Origin of the sequence: Geobacillus sp. JS12, assembly GCF_001592395.1 — a bacterium.
Classification (GTDB): domain Bacteria; phylum Bacillota; class Bacilli; order Bacillales; family Anoxybacillaceae; genus Geobacillus; species Geobacillus zalihae.
The window spans coordinates 2,643,517-2,660,557 of sequence record NZ_CP014749.1; the positions used below are offsets into that span (position 1 = coordinate 2,643,517).

Consider the following 17,041-nt stretch of genomic DNA (forward strand, 5'->3'; position numbering starts at 1 on the left):
ATCACAACCCTGCCGACCGTTGCAGCCGCTTGGCGATTTCGAAAAAATCTTCGGCCGAAATCCCGGGGGCGAATTCTTCCGGCACTTCGTCCAAATCGGGGATCTCCCCACCTTGGGGCGCTCCTTCGACCACCTCGAGCGGCTGTCCATCGCTTGGATGGGTTCCTTGCCAAATGCGGACGATTTCTTTGTAATAGCGATCGCTGAACGTATAAAGCCGGCGGTGGACGCCTTGATCCTCATACTTTCTCGCCTCGTCGAACACACGGTTATCCAACTTCGGGATCGGCAGCAGTTTCGTCACATCGACCCCCGTAGCCACTTCGATCGCTTTGGCGTACGCCAAAATATGAACGCCGCCGCGCACAAGCAAGTAGCCGATCATCTCGCGGGCGGTAGGGTGGTCCGTCATTTCATAGACGCGCATTTTATGCGTGCGCGCTCCGCATTCAAGGAAAAAGTTGTGAAGCAAATCCAAAATCAAGTTGCCGCTGTTGAACACGTACTCCCCCGTCCACGCCTTCCCCATCGAATCGCCGGGAAACGCCGTCTGCGCCGTCGCGATAAAATGATACGTATTGCGCTTGTCTTTCGCATCCTTCATCGGCGCTGTATCCGGATCACCTGGATGGGTGGAGCCGGTCAAGCAAAGGTTGATCGCATTGGACACGAGCTCCACATGGCCAAACTCTTCGGCGGTGATGCTCGCCACCAACTCGTAAAACGGGCGCAGCTTCTTTTTTTGCCGAAAATTGAATGACTGAAACAAATAATTGTTTAACGTCGACATTTCTCCGAAACGGCCGCCAAGCAGCTCCTGAACAGCGGCAGCCGCATTGGGGTCCGCGTATTTGGGCTTCGGCAATTCAATCGCCAGCCGGTCGATCCGCTGAAATACCACGACTCTTTTCCTCCTTTTCCATTAATTGCTGAGGCGAACAGACACCACTTGCGCCAAGCGGATGTAATAAACCGCCTGATGCGCTGAGATGACGATATGGTCTGGCTTCACATCCCTCACCGTTCCTTGGATCGAACCGCGGACTGTTTCCACTACCACTTCTTTGCCGTTCAAAGCTTGGAAAGCGTGGTACACATACGGGTCAACCAAGGCAATAAGCTGCGGCGGCGAAGCATGGGACGCGTAGGGCTGGTTCATTCTCATTTCCTCCCTTTTGATGCGTTGAAGAAGATTCCCTTTTTATCCATATGCCGCCCCATGCAGAACATGACAAAAAACCCAACGTCGAGAAAAGAAAGCGGCCTGATGCTCAAGGACATTCAAGCCGCTTCCAAAGATGTTTACGCCGCGAGAAAGCGGCGAACGCTCGGAATCTTTTGCACCACAAAACGGTCAAACAGCCAAATCACAACGAGCGACAACGCAAACAGCGGCATCACGACCGCTGCGGCGATCATGCCGCCCACACCGTTTTCGCCGCTTGAGGATCCTTCACCCGCGCCGGAGCGCCGAAACCGTCTTTCGGCTTGCGCTTGCGCCACATCACAAAGCCGCTGACGCACAAAAACACAAGCCCGAGGCAAAAAACGAGATTGACGAGCTGATTGGCCAGCCCAAACAACCGCCCTTCATGGAACGCGATGCCAATCGTAATCGCTTTGGCCAATGCGCCGTAGTCGGAAAAGCGGACATCGCTCAGAACCCGTCCCGAATATTGGTCAATATGCAAGGTGGCGTTATCCCATGGCTTCGTCTTCGATGTCGCAACGGTAAACACCCCTTTTTCCCCTTGCGGCAGCGAAATGGTGAACGGCTTTTTCACCTTTTTCGCCTCCGCGATCGCATACACCTCATCGAGCGAAAGCGGGGCCGCCTTGCGCTTGCGAACAGAAGGCACAGGCAGTTGCTCCGCCGCCCATGGCACGTCTTGCGCCACTTCTTTGGTGACCACTTTCGATTCCGGCTTCGGTCCGAAGCTGAACGCAAACGGCGGATACCCGGTGTTTGTCGCCGTCGCCACCCGGTTGATGACCTCCCCATGACCCCTGTCCACGGCATCCCTGTCACAATGAGCAGCAAAATCCCGATGCTCATCCATACCCCGGTCACGGCATGCCAATCGCGCCAAGCCAACCGTTTTTTCGCCCGCCAGCGCGGCCAAAACGTCCCGAGAACAGAGAATGATTGCCGCGGCCACCAAAGATAGAGGCCCGTGGCCAACAAAATAAAGCCCCAACAAGCCGCCAGCTCTACAAAACGGTTGGCCGCCGTTCCGCCAATCAATAGCTCGCTGTGGATTTTTTTCGCGATTTCCGTCCAATTCTCATCCGCGCGCAATGTCCCTTGAATCTCCCCGGTATACGGATTGACAAAGGCAAACACCATTTCTCCTTTGTCCATCATCCCGATTTTCACGGTCCGATTCGCTTCTTTCTCAAGCGTCACAGAGACAACGGAATCATGCGGATATTTCTCCTTGACCCGTTCCGTCAGCTCAACGAGAGACAGCCTTTTTTCCCCAACCTTGTCCACCTCGTACAAATGGCCGTACAGAGCCGATTCGATCTGCGGCTTAAACAAATAGACGGCCCCGCTCAACGCCAAAATGATCAGAAACGGCGCAAAGATGATCCCGGCATAGAAATGCCACCTCCAGACCGCCGCATACATCGGCCGCTGTTTGTCCGCCGCCTTCACCGTTTGTTCCACAGTTTTCCCCCTGCCATGTTTTCATGTTTTTCAGTAGGCAGTATAGAACAAAACTGTGTCCAAACGGTGAGCAATCGGCGAAAATGGTGTGAAATGAAACGGCCGGACAGACCACTCCGCCTCGTCATCCAATCAACCCAAGACGCAGCGCTTTTGCCACCGCTTCCGTCCGATTTTTCGCGTTGAGTTTCCTTAAGGCGCTGGAAATGTAGTCGCGCACCGTAAATTCGCTCAAATAAAGCTGACAGGCCGCTTCCAATGTCGAGGCTCCGTCGGCGAGCAGCTTCAAAATCTCGATTTCTCTTGGCGACAAGGATTCCGCCATCCCTTCCCATTCTTTTTTTGGCGCCTTGATCCATTTCAACAGCAACTCCCCCGCGCTTTGGCCAAATTTCATCAGCGCGGGAAACAGGCGGCGGTCAACGGCAAAGAAGCGGCCCGGTCCGCGGTCGAGAACGACGCCTCCAATCATCCTCCCTTCCGTCGGCACATACACCGGAACGATCACCAGCGAGGCCAAACCGAACGGGCCCACATACAGGCGCGGAAACTGTTCGCTCGCCCTCGGCACATAAATCGGACGAAAATGGCGAAATTCATGCACTTCCGCTTTCAATTTCCCCACACTTTCTTTCAACATCGGAATGCTGTCCAATTCCACGCGCAAGCGCTGAATTTGCCCGTTGTCCACGCCATGCCCGTGCAGACCGATGGCTGTGCTCTCCTGATTGACAAATTGAAACAGAGCGCAGCGGCTGAAAGGAAGAAAATAGGAAAAACCAAAACAAATATGCGCCGCCGATTCCTCAAACGTCTGCGCCCGCAAAATCCATTCGTTGAACAAAATGACGGCGTCTTTCCACAAGGATTCTTTTTTCCACGAGGAATCGCGGCCGATTTTGAATGATTGCTCATTCATTTCATACAACAACCATTCATTCCATTTGAAAAACAAATACCGCACGGCTGGGTGCAGCGTAGCAGCCGCTGACGCATGCGCCTTCAACACTTGATGAACCGTATTTTCCATTAAATTTAGGGAAAATATGACCATCTCCGGATGAAACGCCGCAATGCGTTCGAGATGCCTATTCGCTGGGTGTTCGCCCCGTACGGGAGCAATCTTGCCTGAACGAATGCGCACAGCGTGGAAAACACCTCTTGAACCCGCGCATTCCGCTTGCCAAGCGCTTCGCCGATCCGCTTCCATTCCCGGTTCACTTCCCTTTCATACTGCCGCAAAATATCCGAAGCCTCTCTCAGCAGTCGAAACAAATGATTGTGCAATTCTGTTGACAAGGCAACGCCCCCCTTTTTTGGTCGACCGTGTTCCCTCACTATTGTATTTTCGCAACGCGTGCGTTGATTCCTTCTCCCCTCTGCGACGAAGACGGGAAAAAACCCTACAAATGTAGGGATTTTATTTTATTTGAATTATTTTAATATTTAATTAAATCTATATTTAAAGCGCTTTCAATTTATGTGAAGGGGAGAAGAATGTTCATGAATATGGCCAGCCAATCACTGATTGTAGGAGGGCACACAGCGAAAAAACCGTTGCTTCTCGCCTTGCTCGGAGGATTTTTTGCCCTCACTCTTATGTTGTCCGCCTTCGGGCTGACAGGCGTCGCCTATGCTGTACCAATCAGCGGGGTCGGCGAATTCACTGTTCAGTTTGACAAGCTAAACGGCAGCGGGTTTAAAATGTACGGCGGCGTGGCGGAAGCAGGCAATGCGCCGCAGACGCCGGTCTTCGTCAATGAAATGGATAAAGCGACGATTCAAGGTCTTCGGATTTCGAAAGACTTCCCGGCCTTGGGCATTCGCGTCGTCATTGTCGCGAGCGAGCCTGTCTCCATTGACGGCCTCGTGCAAAAAGCGACGCAAATCAACGGCAACATCTCCTTCGGCAGCTTGACGATGAAAGAAAGCTATGTCGGCGATACGAGCAACCCAGTCGAGAAAGCGGCCAAAGAATTCACACAAGGAGCCGACAGCATTACGATCGAAAACGGCGATATCAAAACCGTCTACTTATTCCAGCAAAAAGTGTCGCTGCCGGGCATGAAAGTGTACTTTGAAAAACTCAACTAATTTCAGTAAGGATGAGAAACATTGGGCATCATTCGTTCTAGCTGGCAGGCGTTCGGTCGCTGGCGGAAACGCCGCCCGTTTTGGGGGGCGACGTTTCTCTTGTTATCAAGCCTTGTGATTTTATGGATTCCGATGCAGCTATACGAAATTTCTCTCGTTCCCGGAAGCATGGTGTTCGCCGGCTTTTTCCTTGGCGGCATGGTCATGTTGATGGGGATTCTTTCCTACGCCATGCCGCGGCTATCCACCTTGCTCGGCATCATCGGTATGTTCAGTGCCATTCTGTCGATCATGGGCGCCTTGGGCGGCTTCTTAGTCGGCACCATTCTCGGCATCATCGGCGGGGCGCTTTGCATCGCTTGGCGCCCGCAATGGGCCGAAGCCGACACTCCTGCCGCTCATCGTGAAGCAGCGGCGGACAAAGAGCCATCCGCCGCAACCGACTAACAGGCGCCGATCGCTCGGCCGAACGAAGCGAAAGATTCGCTCGTTCGGCCTTCTTTTTTTATCTCTTTTTCCCGATCACGAATCCATTCATCATGAACAAACGAGGCGCATATTCATATTATGGGCCCATCATCGCTGCAGAACAAGATCGGCGCTAGAGCTGAGGCCGCCTCCGAAGATTCTAGGCATCCATCCTCGCGCCTAGATACACGCTGGAAGGATGCCCAAATGCCTCTTGTCCCTTTGGCATCAAGGGATGAGAGGCATTTTGTTTACTTAGTCACTGTCGAACTCGGTATACAATGCAAGGTAAAAACGCGGTGCAAAATTCGTGCAAAATTTTTTCGTATTCTATCGTTTTTTGGGGATTCCCAAAAAATGAAAAACGACTGCAAATGCAGTCGTATCAAGGGTTTCACAGTTTCTCGTCCGAACCGTTCGGATATCGGAAATGGAGACGGTGGGAGTCGAACCCACGTCCAGAGGCATCGCCACTTAAGCATCTACGAGCGTAGTCGGTATATTTCGCTTCGCCGTCCGTTCCGCCTACCGACAGGCCTCCCGGCGGCTAGCCTGGTTCGTCTCTTCCCTCATCCTCAGGCGGCGGATTTGGGCGTAGCCCGCTTCATATGAGCCCCTCGAACGCCACGCGGGCGATGGCGGGAGGAGCTAGCTGCAGCAATTAGGCAGCTAAAGCGTAGTTTTGTTTGCCAGTTATCTTTAGGTGACGTTTTTACGAGGACGTCCCCTCGGCTCGCCGCTTAAGCTCGACCTACCCCTGTCGAATCCGGATCGTCCCCGCGGTGCGAAGAGATCGGAACAGCTTAAGCATCGGATAACTGGCTGTTGCACTTTTTATTATACCATGGCAGTGCGCATTTGCAATGGGAATGTTTTCAATTCCGCCAAAAAACAGGATTTCCCTCGAACGGCGGGGGCGATGTTGGAAGACATCTTCTTTATTGTTTGAAACCATTCGTCCTGTCCCGGAAGCGCCCGCCATACGGACGGGGCTCGCCCGTTTCCAAACCCGCTGCGCGCACGGCCAATCAAGCCCGATGAGTCCAAGTTTCTCCTCGCGGCCAGCGCCCCAACCACCGCGGACTTCTTCTACAGCTTTTGCCGCTCGCGGAACGCCCGCTCGATTTCGCGCTGCGCTTCTTTCCGCTTCATGTCTTCCCGTTTGTCGTATTTTTTCTTCCCTTTGGCCACACCAAGCTCCACTTTGGCAAAGCCGTTTTTAATGTACAGCTTGAGCGGCACGAGCGTATACCCTTGCTCTTTCGTGTAGCCGATCAGCTTGTTGATTTCGCGGCGGTGCAACAAAAGCTTTCTCGTCCGCAGCGGATCGTGGTTGTAGCGGTTGCCTTGTTCGTACGGGCTGATATGCATGTTATGGAGAAACACTTCCCCTTTTTCCACTTTGGCGAACGAATCTTTCAAGTTCACCCGGCCGTTGCGGATCGATTTGATCTCCGTCCCTTGCAAAACGAGGCCCGCTTCATACGTTTCTTCGATGAAATAGTCGTGGTGCGCTTTTTTGTTTTGGGCGATCACTTTTCCTTCGCCTTTCGGCATCCGTTTTCCCCCTCCTCATCGGCGTTTCTTATTTTACCAAAAACGAAAAGGAAGGAAAAGCCGCCCGTTCGGCTTTTCCTCACCGTTTTTTCTTTTTCTTCTTTTTCGCCTTCGCGCTGCGGTTTGAGCCGCTTTGCGCTTTCGGCTCCGCCTTCGCTTTTCCTTTCTTTTGTTTTTTCCCTTCAATGACGACCGGAGCGGCTTTCGCTTTCAGGGGGCGGCGTCCCTTCATGCCGACGACTTCAAAATCGACGATCCGCTCGTCTTTGTTGACGTTGATGACGCGGACGGTGATTTCATCGCCGATGCGGTACATTTTCCCGGTCCGTTCGCCGATCAACGCGTAGTGGCGTTCGTCATAGCGGTAATAGTCGTCCGTTAAGTAGCTGACGTGCACCAAGCCTTCGATCGTGTTCGGCAGCTCAACGAACAAGCCGAAGTTCGTCACCGAGCTGATAATGCCGTCAAACTCCATCCCGATTTTGTCTTCCATAAACTCGGTTTTCTTCAGATCGTCCGTCTCCCGCTCCGCCTCAACGGCGCGCCGCTCCATATCGGAAGCGTGTTCCGCAATTTCAGGCAGCTTTTCCGCCCATTTTTGCTGGGTGTCAAGATCCATCTGGCCGTTAATGAGATACGTCCAGATCAACCGATGGACGATCAAATCCGGGTAGCGGCGGATCGGTGACGTAAAATGGGTGTAAAACTCGGTCGACAGGCCGTAATGGCCAAGGCTCTCGGCGTCATAGCGCGCCTGTTTCATCGACCGAAGCATGACGGTCGAGATCACCATTTCTTCCGGCTCGCCGCGCACCGCTTCGAGAATTTGCTGGAGGGCGCGCGGATGGATTTGGTTGCCCGTTCCTTTCACGACATAGCCGAAGTTCGTGATGAACTCTAAAAAGCGCTGCAGTTTTTCCGGCTTCGGATCCTCGTGAACACGGTAAATAAATGGCACGTTCAACCAATGGAAATGCTCAGCCACCGTTTCGTTCGCCGCCAGCATAAACTCTTCAATCAACCGCTCAGCGACCGACCGCTCGCGCAAGACGACATCGTACGGCTTGCCGTTTTCATCGACAAGCACCTTCGCCTCCTTAAAATCGAAATCAATCGCCCCGCGCTTTATCCGCTTTGCCCGCAAAATGTCGGCAAGCTCAGCCATCAGCTCAAACATCGGCACAAGCGGCGCATATTTTTCTCGCAAGGCTTCGTCTTTGTCAACGAGAATTTTATTGACATCGGAATACGTCATCCGTTCCGCCGTGCGGATGACGCTTGGGAAAATTTCATGGCGGACGACTTCTCCTTGCGGGGTGATTTCCATTTCGCACGAGAGCGTCAGCCGATCGACTTTCGGGTTGAGCGAGCAAATGCCGTTCGACAGCCGATGCGGGATCATCGGGATGACGCGGTCAACCAAATAAACGCTCGTGCCGCGTTCATACGCCTCGCGGTCAATAGGCGAGCCTTCCTCCACATAGTAGCTGACATCGGCGATATGAACGCCGAGCTTATAGTTGCCGTTTTCAAGCTTCGTCACCGTCACCGCATCGTCTAAGTCTTTCGCATCCTCGCCGTCAATGGTGACGATCATCTCGCCGCGCAAATCGCGGCGCCCTTCCAAATCTTTCTCCGTAATGACGTCCGGCACCCGGTTGGCGTGCTCGATCACGTCTTCTGGAAATTGAAGCGGAAGGCCGTATTTATAGATGATCGCCAAAATGTCGACGCCCGGGTCGTTTTTATGGCCAAGAATTTGCACGACTTCCCCTTCAGCGCTCATTCGTCCTTCCGGGTACGAGGTGAGCCGGACGACGACTTTATGCCCTTCGACCGCGCCGTTCGCCGCGTTTTTCGGGATGAAAATGTCATTGACGATCCGTTTGTCATCCGGGATGACAAAGCCGAAATATTTGCTTTCCGTGTACGTGCCGACGACCTCTTTCACCCCGCGCTCCAAAATGCGGACGATCGTTCCTTCGCGGCGCGCCCCGGATGAATCGGCTTGGACGCGCACAAGCACCGTGTCGCCATGCATCGCGTTTTTCAATTCGGACGGCGGGATGAAAATATCATCCAGTCCCGGCTCCTCCGGTGTGACAAACGCGAATCCTTTCGGGTGGCCGGTCACCTTGCCGCGCACGAGATTCATCCGCTCAGGCACGCCGTAGCGGTTGCTGCGCGTCCGAACGACAAGACCTTCTTCTTCCATGGCGACAAGTGTTTTGACAAACTCCTTGAATCCATCGGCATCCTCGATGCCAAACGCTTCTTCCAACTCTTCGACCGTCAGCGGCTTATACGCCTCATCGCGCATAAACGTTAAAATGCGTTCGGCCAACACATGATCCATTGGCCATCCCCTCCTTTCTCCATTACCAATCTAACGATTCAAGAAATGCATAAATATCTTCATGCAGCTGATCTTTTTCTTGATCAAGCGTAATCACATGGCCTGATTGCTCATACCATTTGATTTGTTTGACCGGCGATTCAATTTCGTTATAAATGATGTTCGCGCTGTCTGGATTGATCATCTCATCATGGCGCGCTTGGACGACGAACGTCGGCGCATAAACCAAATCAAGGTGGGCGCGCACATCGGCAATGAGTTCTTGCAAGGCTTTCAACGTCTTCATCGGCGTTTGTTTGAACCGTTCCATTTCCTGTTCAATTTGTTCCTCTGATTTCCCTTCCCGCTTTTTATACTCGCGCGCATACTCGAGCACGCCTTCGTACATCGTTTCCTCGCTTTTGATGTACATCGGCGCGCACATCGTCACAATGCCCTCTATAGGTACAGTGTAACCTAATTTCAATGAAAATACGCCTCCAAGCGACAGTCCGGCGACGGCGATTTTTTCGTAGCCCTTGTTTTTCAAAAACTGATAGCCGTTCATGACGTCTTGCCACCAATCATCCGGCCCGGTGTGGACGAGCTCCTCAGGCGGCACGCCGTGTCCTTTGTAAATCGGCGCATGGCACGTATAGCCTTTGGATTCTAAAAAACGCCCGAGCATCCGAACATCAGCGGAATTGCCGGTAAACCCATGCAACAGCAGCACCGCCCGCTCCCCGGCTTCAAAGAAAAACGGCTTCGGCGGAACAATTTTCATCATTCGTTCTCCTTCCTTTCTTGCTGAAATAGAAAAGGCAGCCCGCTTCCCTTTGGACCGCCCCCGTTTTTTGCTTATGATGGTTGGACATAAACAACAAGAATCGCCAACACAAAGAACAAAACGGCCAACACAACCGTCACGCGCTGAAACACCGCATCGAGCCCGCGCGCTTTCTGCTTCCCGAACAATTGCTCGGCGCCGCCGGTGATCGCCCCCGACAGCCCGGCGCTGCGGCCCGACTGCAGCAAGACAACCGCGATCAGCGCGATCGACACAATGACAAGCAGCGTCACAAGCAAGGCATGCATGCCTGACACCTCCAACGACCGACGTTGCAATAATTTCACTATACCATAGATCGCCGTTGGCGGCAACTGGCGGGCCTGTCTCAACACGACGAAAGCCTCCCATTCCTTTTTTGGTGAAACATGTAATCAAAATCATTGGATGGGAAAGCCCGTCATCCAAAAATCGAGAAGATGCGCAAATAGAGGAAATCGACGAAATCATTGACGAATGCCTGGCAAAAATCGCAACGTATCTGACCTGATCTGATCGGCCTGGAGGCAGCGAAAGAATGGAACGATGTTGAAGGAAAGACTACATTTCCTGTCTTTTCTAGAGGGCTAAATCGAAGGGATGGGGCCAAAAAATTCCCTGCCCCTCCCCTTTGGCATAGATGGGGGAGCGTTTCATCCTCCATCCGCTTGACGCTCCATGAATCGAGTGCGGTATGATCATTGTCGTCCGCCGCCGAAATACGTTACAATAGAAAGCAAATCGGCAACGACTGGAGGGACTTCAATGGCAAGACCGGACGAACGAGTCGTCATCGCGATTGACGGCTATCAATTCAAACGGGCGCGTGAGGCAAAGGAAGGGAAAATTTTCGTCACCTCGCCGATCGGGGCGAACTTTACGTTTGACATCAACGTCATGCGCAAGCTCATCGAGGCCATCGACCGCGACCCAGCGCTGGCGGAACAGTTCGGGCTTCCTTCTCAGGGCGCACACGAATAACAAAGGAACGGCGGTTGGCCGTTCCTTTGTTGGTTTAGCGGAGAGAGGCCGAAGCTCCATTTTTTTCACAGACGGCGGTGCTCCCTCACGAATCAAATCTTCTATCGTCCTTGCCATGCCGCCCGCTCGCGGCCGAACGGGTCGTCCTCGACATGGCTGGCGGCCGAAAAGACAAAGGCCGCCTTGCGCTCGCTCGTATACGCCGGCCATGCTTCCGGCAAGTGAGCACCGTTCGGGTCTCCGGTGCGGGCAAACGAGAGCCAAGCGTAATGCATTTCATTGGCGATCGCCTCGCGCTCCGGCCGGTTGCCGACGAAATTCGCGACGCCCGGCTGATGGAGATTGTGAAACACAAACGGCAGCTCGAGCGCGTGGCATGCTTTCAGTTGCCCGCCGAACACCGGCGTTTCATAGTCAAAGCGGTACATGTACACATCCGCCCCTTGCGCCGCTTGGGCGTCCGCCGTCCGCAGCATCCCCTCGACAAACACGCGGTACGTCATGATGCGAAGCCACTTTTGCCAGGCAGGCGCCGACGGCTCCGCCGTTTCTTTGTAATAGCGGATGGCCTCTTCTGGCACCGGCCCGACTTCCCGGTTGATTCGGTCAAGAAGTTCCTTTTCGCCAAGCTTTGTCCATGACGGATCCGTCAAGGTAAACAAGTTGTACTCGTCTTTCGTCACACCGATGAGAATCGGAATGCCGCTGGCCGCCCCGTCGCGGAGCGCCTCGATCGGATGGCGCCGCAATACGCGGCCATCCACCACCGGACCGTACATGATTCCCGGACCGAGCGACAGCGCCGCCCGCAGCAGCTCCTCGGCGGGAATCGACAAGAGCCGGCCGCGGTCACCCGGGCGGATGCCGGCACGCTCGAGAATGCGCTTGGTCATCGCCATGGCGGTCTCCGGCGAACGGAGAAGAAGCGAGCCCGAACCGCTTTGCAAAATGGCGCGCCGAAATAGCCCCTTCGCCTCCGGAAGCGACAACAGCACGCCGACGCTCGCCGCTCCGGCCGATTCGCCGAAAATCGTCACATTGTCCGGATCGCCGCCAAACGCCTCAATGTTCTCCTTCACCCAGCGCAATGCCGCCACTTGGTCCAAAATGCCGAGATTCCCGGCTTGAGCGTACTCTTCGCCAAACAAATCCCCCAGATGCAAAAAGCCAAACACGTTCATTCGGTAGTTGATCGTCACGACAACGACATCGCCGTGTTTCGCCAACGCCGTCCCATCATACCACGGCGAAGAACCCGAACCGAACAAAAAGGCGCCGCCGTGAATCCAAACCAACACCGGGCGCTTCTTCCCATCCGCCGCCGGCGACCAAATGTTCAAGTACAGCCCGTCTTCGCTCGGCGGCTCGCTCATCCGCCCGAGCAATCCGCTGAAAATCGGATCCGACGGCTGCATCACGACAGGACCGAAGGCAGTCGCCTCCCGCACCCCATCCCACGCATCGGGCGGCTCTGGCGGCAAAAACCGACGCTCCCCGACCGGCGCTTTCGCGTACGGAATTCCTTTCCAAACGAAAACGCTTCCATTCACCACACCGCGCAGCCGCCCATACCGCGTCTCGACAATCGTTTGTTCCATCCCTATCCCCCTAAATATTCTGATCATTCAAAAATATTATAAACGAACAAACCACCTCTGTCCATCGACCTATGCGGGACAATGTCAGCTCGTTGGAATAGGAAAAGGAACAGCACCTAAAAGGCCGGGGATTTAGTGAAAAATCGCGGAAAATGGACTTTTTTCTCAAATAGAGAAGTCTTGCAAAACCAACGCTTCTCTTTCGACCGAAAACAATGGGTTCGGCGAAATCAGTCGTTTTTCACCAGCCTTCTAAAGATTTCTTACTTTCCAGGCAAAATTGGACGATGGTGTGCCCTATCATACCATGCCATTTATGGATAAATCTCTACCTTTTTTGATGTTCATCATTCCAACATGTGCTTGATGAAACTTTAAGTTGAGGAACCATGCTCATCTGCAGCAAAGTTTATTTTTCAACCGCTTTAACTATACTGCAATTATCTCCAACTTTCATTTTTTTGATTACTTTGCCGTTTTTCACTAATCGCAGAGTTCCATTTCGGGGATTCGAAACGATGAATTCGTCAAAGCGCTTGTTGTAGTCAAAATACGCTGGATTTTCTATTGCAAAAAAAGACTCACTCAAATCATTTTTATCAATTATTGTAAAAAACTCCCCTTTCATATCTAAATCCGTATAATTATTAATGTATAATTTATTACCAATATTAATTATTTTTTGAGGAAAAGGTTTAGACAATTGTTTCTCAGAAATAATTTTGCCATTATTCAAGTCTACAACCATAAGCTTATTGGTATATCTTTCAGGATTTTTCACCCATCCTGGCCTTGGCCCATAAGAAAAACCTGTAAAAACACAGTACATTTTGTTATCTTCAATCACAAAATCACTTGGTGGTAATTCAATATGATCTTTAATGACAGGATGAAAGGAAAGGGATGCATCATGCATTTGGATCCTATATACGTTGCTATGCTCACTGGATTTACCACCAGAATTTATAGTAATGAAAATTTCATTTTTGTAATGTTTCATTGTACTGACCATTCCACTGGTAAATGTCAATTTTTCTACTTTCCCATTAGACACATTCACAACAAAAAAAGGCATGCCTTCTCTAAATATTTCAGATGAAGCCATGTAAATTTTTTGGTTTAGTACCGCATAAGACGACGGAACATGCGGCAACTTTAATTTCTTTTCCACATGACCACTCGAAAGATTGATAATAAGCATCGATGGCTGAGTTCCCGTATATGTACCATCATCTATTGCATAAACTCGATTTCCTTCTATAGAAAAGCTTTGAAATTTATTTTTATTTTCAATTTCTTTGACTATATTCATCTTTTTATCAAGAAAAATTAATTTGCGATCTCCATCAACAAGTGCAACAAAGGCTGGGGGCGACTTCAGTTTTGTATCGTTTTGGGAGACTGTTTCTTTCCATTTCTCACACCCAACCATTAAAAACAAACAGATGCAATAAATGAAAATCATGATTTTCTTCATTATACAGCCCCTCGCAAATAAGTGTTCATGAAAATAGGACTACTTAAAACCTCGTTCACGTGGAACAATTGGGGTCACACGATTGACCTGGAGAACCCCATCCATCCCGGGCTCCATCCTTCCCTGTTGAATGACGATGCGTTGGCTCGTCGTCTCGACCGCCTGTATAAGGACAGCATTCACCACATCATTAGCGCTTGCTTGATTCATATTTCCCCAAAAGAGGCCTTTCTTCTCCCCGAGTCTTCACGCCGATGCGACGAACAAGGCCCTTTACAGCACGTATGAATCGGCCTCGCTAGAAGCTCTGAAGGTCCACACACGGTAACAACCGCCGTACGAGCATTAGCTGAGGCCGATTCGGTCAACATTCCGCGGAACAATCCCTTTACGTCGGCGGAGAGAAACAGTGCCACGCGCCGGGTTCAAGAACCGTCCTCCGCCTATGAAGGTCACCTGGTTATTTAGTGCAAAATTCTGATCAAATACCGTCGATTTGAGCAAAAAACTAGTTTTTCACTAACCTTCTAAAGATTATTTTACCATCAAGTATGGCGTATTAATCAGCAGAGTCATGAACCAGTTGCAAATATTTTAGTATCTCCGTCTTGATAAATATCATCCGGATAAACGTATAGCCCACCATCGTAATCCAAATCACGATTCCCCATCTCGTAATACGCTTTCCAAGCTAATTTACTACAATACCACGTGCTGTCATCCGACTTGTAAGAACCTACAAATTTATATGGTTCTCCCAATTGGTTTCTAATATAATTACGGGCAAGGGTTCTAAATTGCTGTTCTAAAGTATAGACATATAAACCGACCGCTTGGTCGTAGTTTCTAAATTTCCTTGCCGTGGAATAGTGGACATTACTTTGTCCATCACCAGGTTGGTTTTCTACATTCGCTTCAATGAATGCATATGAATCTAAGCTACCAGTATAATAAGTACCGTCCCATACAGCGGCATGGCGATAATACCCCCATGGTGGTGAACCATCATGTACTACAATAATATCACCAGGTGCAAACGCCGCGAAAGATATGTTATTCGTACCTTTGGGTGAACCGAAAGAATCACCAGGCGCCCAGTCCCGCTTAGGGTCATCCTTGTCATAACCTTTTTTAACTCCCAATTCTGATTTTCTTACTAAATCATACTTATCAATATTCACACTTTGTTTGAGTTTTTCTTTTTGTTCTAACACTTCTTTAACTTCTTTGCTTTCATTGTTTACAACCTCTGAGTTTGCAAAAGCGTAGTTTACCAAATTAAATCCAGATAGTAGTGCTACAAACGATGAGGCCACCAAACATTTCTGAAATTTACCTCTCAAGCAAATCCCTCCTCTACCACTGATGTGTGGATGAAAAATTTTACATAACCACTACTTTCCTTCTCAGTAACTTCGAGCAAACCCGATGACCCTCTTGTTTTTCACCAACTTTCGAATTCTTTTTTGCAACTCCATTCTAAAAAAAAAGATCATTACAAAAAATTCGACTATTTTCTACAAATGATGATACTTGACTTTCTCTTCATCATGAGACAACATCCAACGCTACACTACACAGGATAAAACGGCTGTTTTCTCTCCCGTCTAAAGGAGAGGCGCAGCTTTCCTGAACGCATCAAGAATTCTTGATCACCGCGAGCCATTCAATTCTCTTTTCCCCAGTCAAAACGACAGGCGCCCCCTCCGTTGGGGACGCCTGTTCCCGTTATTTTTTCAAATTGTAAAACGAGCGGATGCCTTGGTAAATGGCCGTGTGGCCGAGTTCATCTTCAATGCGGAGCAGCTGGTTGTATTTCGCGACGCGGTCGGTGCGCGACGGCGCGCCTGTTTTAATTTGACCCGCGTTTGTTGCGACGGCGATGTCGGCGATCGTGCTGTCTTCCGTTTCGCCGGAGCGGTGCGAGACGACAGCCGTGTAGCCGGCGCGTTTCGCCATTTCGATGGCGTCAAACGTTTCCGTCAGCGTGCCGATTTGGTTCACTTTGATCAAAATCGAGTTGCCGACGCCTTTTTCAATGCCTTCGGCCAGTTTTTTCGTGTTTGTGACAAACAAGTCGTCGCCGACAAGCTGCACTTTTTTGCCGAGCCGCTCGGTCAGCAGTTTATGGCCTTCCCAGTCGTTTTCATCGAGCCCGTCTTCGATCGAGATGATCGGATATTTCGATACAAGCTCTTCATACCAAGCGACCATTTCTTCCGACGTTTTCACAACGCCTTCGCCTTCAAGATGATATTTGCCGTCTTCTTTGTTGTACAGCTCGGACGAGGCAACGTCCATGGCGAGCATCACTTGTTCGCCCGGTTTGTAGCCGGCTTTTTCGATCGCTTCGATGATCGTTTGCAGCGCTTCTTCGTTCGATTTCAAGTTCGGGGCGAAGCCGCCTTCATCGCCGACCGCGGTGTTGTAGCCTTTCGCTTTCAGCACCGCTTTTAAGCTGTGGAAAATTTCCGCCCCCATGCGCAGCGCTTCGCGGAAGCTTTCCGCCCCGACCGGCATGATCATAAATTCTTGAATGTCGACGTTGTTGTCCGCATGCGCGCCGCCGTTTAAAATGTTCATCATCGGCACCGGCAGCGTTTTAGCGTTAAAGCCGCCCAAGTATTGGTACAGCGGCAGGCCTAGCTCATCCGCTGCCGCGCGGGCCACGGCAAGCGAGACGCCCAAAATGGCGTTGGCGCCAAGCTTGCTTTTGTTTTCCGTGCCGTCTAGTTCAATCAACTTCCGGTCGATCGCCACTTGGTCAGTGACCTCGAGGCCGATGATTTCCGGCGCAATGATTTCATTCACGTTTTCGACCGCTTTTAACACCCCTTTGCCGAGGTAGCGGTTTTTATCGCCGTCGCGCAGTTCGACCGCTTCATATTCCCCGGTCGAGGCGCCGCTCGGCACCAGCGCGCGGCCGAAGCCGCCGTCTTCTGTGTACACTTCCACTTCTACGGTCGGGTTGCCGCGCGAATCGAGCACTTCACGAGCGTAGACATCGATAATGGCAGACATTAAAACACACTCC

Annotated in this window: 15 protein-coding genes, 1 other RNA gene and 2 pseudogenes; 4 read left to right on the top strand and 14 right to left on the bottom strand. The window is 51.3% G+C overall.

Features of this window, described 5'->3' with window-relative positions:
- Position 1: 1 nt before the first annotated feature.
- The 5 genes and pseudogenes from A0V43_RS13030 to A0V43_RS20525 all read right to left on the bottom strand — a co-directional run bounded on the left by A0V43_RS13030 (position 2) and on the right by A0V43_RS20525 (position 3,970).
- Positions 2 to 901: a manganese catalase family protein gene (locus tag A0V43_RS13030; protein WP_063193271.1), complete on the bottom strand. Its 900-nt coding sequence runs from the start codon at positions 899 to 901 to the stop codon at positions 2 to 4.
- Between the two features lie 21 nt (positions 902 to 922).
- Positions 923 to 1,159: a YuzF family protein gene (locus A0V43_RS13035; RefSeq protein WP_011232507.1), complete on the bottom strand. Its 237-nt coding sequence runs from the start codon at positions 1,157 to 1,159 to the stop codon at positions 923 to 925.
- Positions 1,160 to 1,302: 143 nt separating this feature from the next.
- Positions 1,303 to 2,671 (bottom strand): annotated as a pseudogene (locus A0V43_RS20730) (PepSY-associated TM helix domain-containing protein).
- A 124-nt stretch (positions 2,672 to 2,795) separates the two neighbouring features.
- Positions 2,796 to 3,725, bottom strand: coding sequence for a helix-turn-helix domain-containing protein (locus A0V43_RS13045; protein WP_236930825.1), 930 nt, complete (start codon positions 3,723 to 3,725; stop codon positions 2,796 to 2,798).
- Positions 3,707 to 3,970 (bottom strand): hypothetical protein, encoded by a 264-nt coding sequence (locus A0V43_RS20525; protein WP_236930826.1) that lies wholly within the window; start codon positions 3,968 to 3,970, stop codon positions 3,707 to 3,709. The genes A0V43_RS13045 and A0V43_RS20525 overlap by 19 nt, the downstream gene beginning before the upstream one ends.
- A gap of 204 nt (positions 3,971 to 4,174) precedes the next feature.
- Here A0V43_RS20525 and A0V43_RS13050 point away from each other — a divergent pair, with 204 nt between their 5' ends.
- Entirely contained in the window at positions 4,175 to 4,765 is a 591-nt protein-coding gene (locus tag A0V43_RS13050) for a DUF6230 family protein (RefSeq protein WP_015375775.1), read from the top strand.
- Between the two features lie 21 nt (positions 4,766 to 4,786).
- Positions 4,787 to 5,212, top strand: a complete 426-nt coding sequence (locus tag A0V43_RS13055) for a DUF6114 domain-containing protein (protein ID WP_013144270.1) — start codon at positions 4,787 to 4,789, stop codon at positions 5,210 to 5,212.
- A gap of 449 nt (positions 5,213 to 5,661) precedes the next feature.
- Here A0V43_RS13055 and ssrA read toward each other — a convergent pair.
- The 5 genes from ssrA to secG all read right to left on the bottom strand — a co-directional run bounded on the left by ssrA (position 5,662) and on the right by secG (position 10,220).
- Positions 5,662 to 6,012, bottom strand: a transfer-messenger RNA (tmRNA) gene (ssrA, locus tag A0V43_RS13060).
- Positions 6,013 to 6,322: 310 nt separating this feature from the next.
- The gene (gene smpB, locus A0V43_RS13065) at positions 6,323 to 6,790 is read right to left on the bottom strand and encodes an SsrA-binding protein SmpB (RefSeq protein ID WP_013144268.1); all 468 of its coding nucleotides are present in this window, start codon (positions 6,788 to 6,790) and stop codon (positions 6,323 to 6,325) included.
- 79 nt (positions 6,791 to 6,869) lie between these two features.
- Entirely contained in the window at positions 6,870 to 9,146 is a 2,277-nt protein-coding gene (gene rnr / locus A0V43_RS13070; RefSeq protein ID WP_063193272.1) for a ribonuclease R, read from the bottom strand.
- Positions 9,147 to 9,168: 22 nt separating this feature from the next.
- On the bottom strand, positions 9,169 to 9,909 hold the full coding sequence (gene estA, locus A0V43_RS13075) for a carboxylesterase (protein WP_033004594.1): 741 nt from the start codon (positions 9,907 to 9,909) through the stop codon (positions 9,169 to 9,171).
- A 74-nt stretch (positions 9,910 to 9,983) separates the two neighbouring features.
- Positions 9,984 to 10,220: a preprotein translocase subunit SecG gene (gene secG / locus A0V43_RS13080; protein WP_033008932.1), complete on the bottom strand. Its 237-nt coding sequence runs from the start codon at positions 10,218 to 10,220 to the stop codon at positions 9,984 to 9,986.
- A gap of 496 nt (positions 10,221 to 10,716) precedes the next feature.
- Between secG and A0V43_RS13085 the strand changes: the two genes are divergently transcribed.
- The gene (locus A0V43_RS13085; RefSeq protein ID WP_063193273.1) at positions 10,717 to 10,932 is read left to right on the top strand and encodes a hypothetical protein; all 216 of its coding nucleotides are present in this window, start codon (positions 10,717 to 10,719) and stop codon (positions 10,930 to 10,932) included.
- A 101-nt stretch (positions 10,933 to 11,033) separates the two neighbouring features.
- On the opposite strand, the gene A0V43_RS13090 is transcribed toward A0V43_RS13085, so the two are convergent.
- Together A0V43_RS13090 and A0V43_RS13095 are read right to left on the bottom strand one after the other, a co-directional pair.
- Positions 11,034 to 12,530, bottom strand: a complete 1,497-nt coding sequence (locus A0V43_RS13090; RefSeq protein WP_063193274.1) for a carboxylesterase/lipase family protein — start codon at positions 12,528 to 12,530, stop codon at positions 11,034 to 11,036.
- 409 nt (positions 12,531 to 12,939) lie between these two features.
- Complete coding sequence (locus tag A0V43_RS13095) at positions 12,940 to 14,007, bottom strand: hypothetical protein (protein WP_063193275.1); 1,068 nt, start codon at positions 14,005 to 14,007, stop codon at positions 12,940 to 12,942.
- Between the two features lie 69 nt (positions 14,008 to 14,076).
- On the opposite strand from A0V43_RS13095, the pseudogene A0V43_RS21030 reads away from it, so the two are divergent.
- Positions 14,077 to 14,342, top strand: a pseudogene (locus A0V43_RS21030) (DUF4277 domain-containing protein); the annotation flags it as partial.
- A 237-nt stretch (positions 14,343 to 14,579) separates the two neighbouring features.
- Here the strand turns inward: A0V43_RS21030 and A0V43_RS13100 are convergent.
- Both A0V43_RS13100 and eno read right to left on the bottom strand, forming a co-directional pair.
- Positions 14,580 to 15,350, bottom strand: coding sequence for a YiiX/YebB-like N1pC/P60 family cysteine hydrolase (locus A0V43_RS13100; RefSeq protein ID WP_063193276.1), 771 nt, complete (start codon positions 15,348 to 15,350; stop codon positions 14,580 to 14,582).
- A gap of 385 nt (positions 15,351 to 15,735) precedes the next feature.
- On the bottom strand, positions 15,736 to 17,028 hold the full coding sequence (gene eno / locus A0V43_RS13105; protein ID WP_063193277.1) for a phosphopyruvate hydratase: 1,293 nt from the start codon (positions 17,026 to 17,028) through the stop codon (positions 15,736 to 15,738).
- Between the last annotated feature and the right edge of the window lie 13 nt (positions 17,029 to 17,041).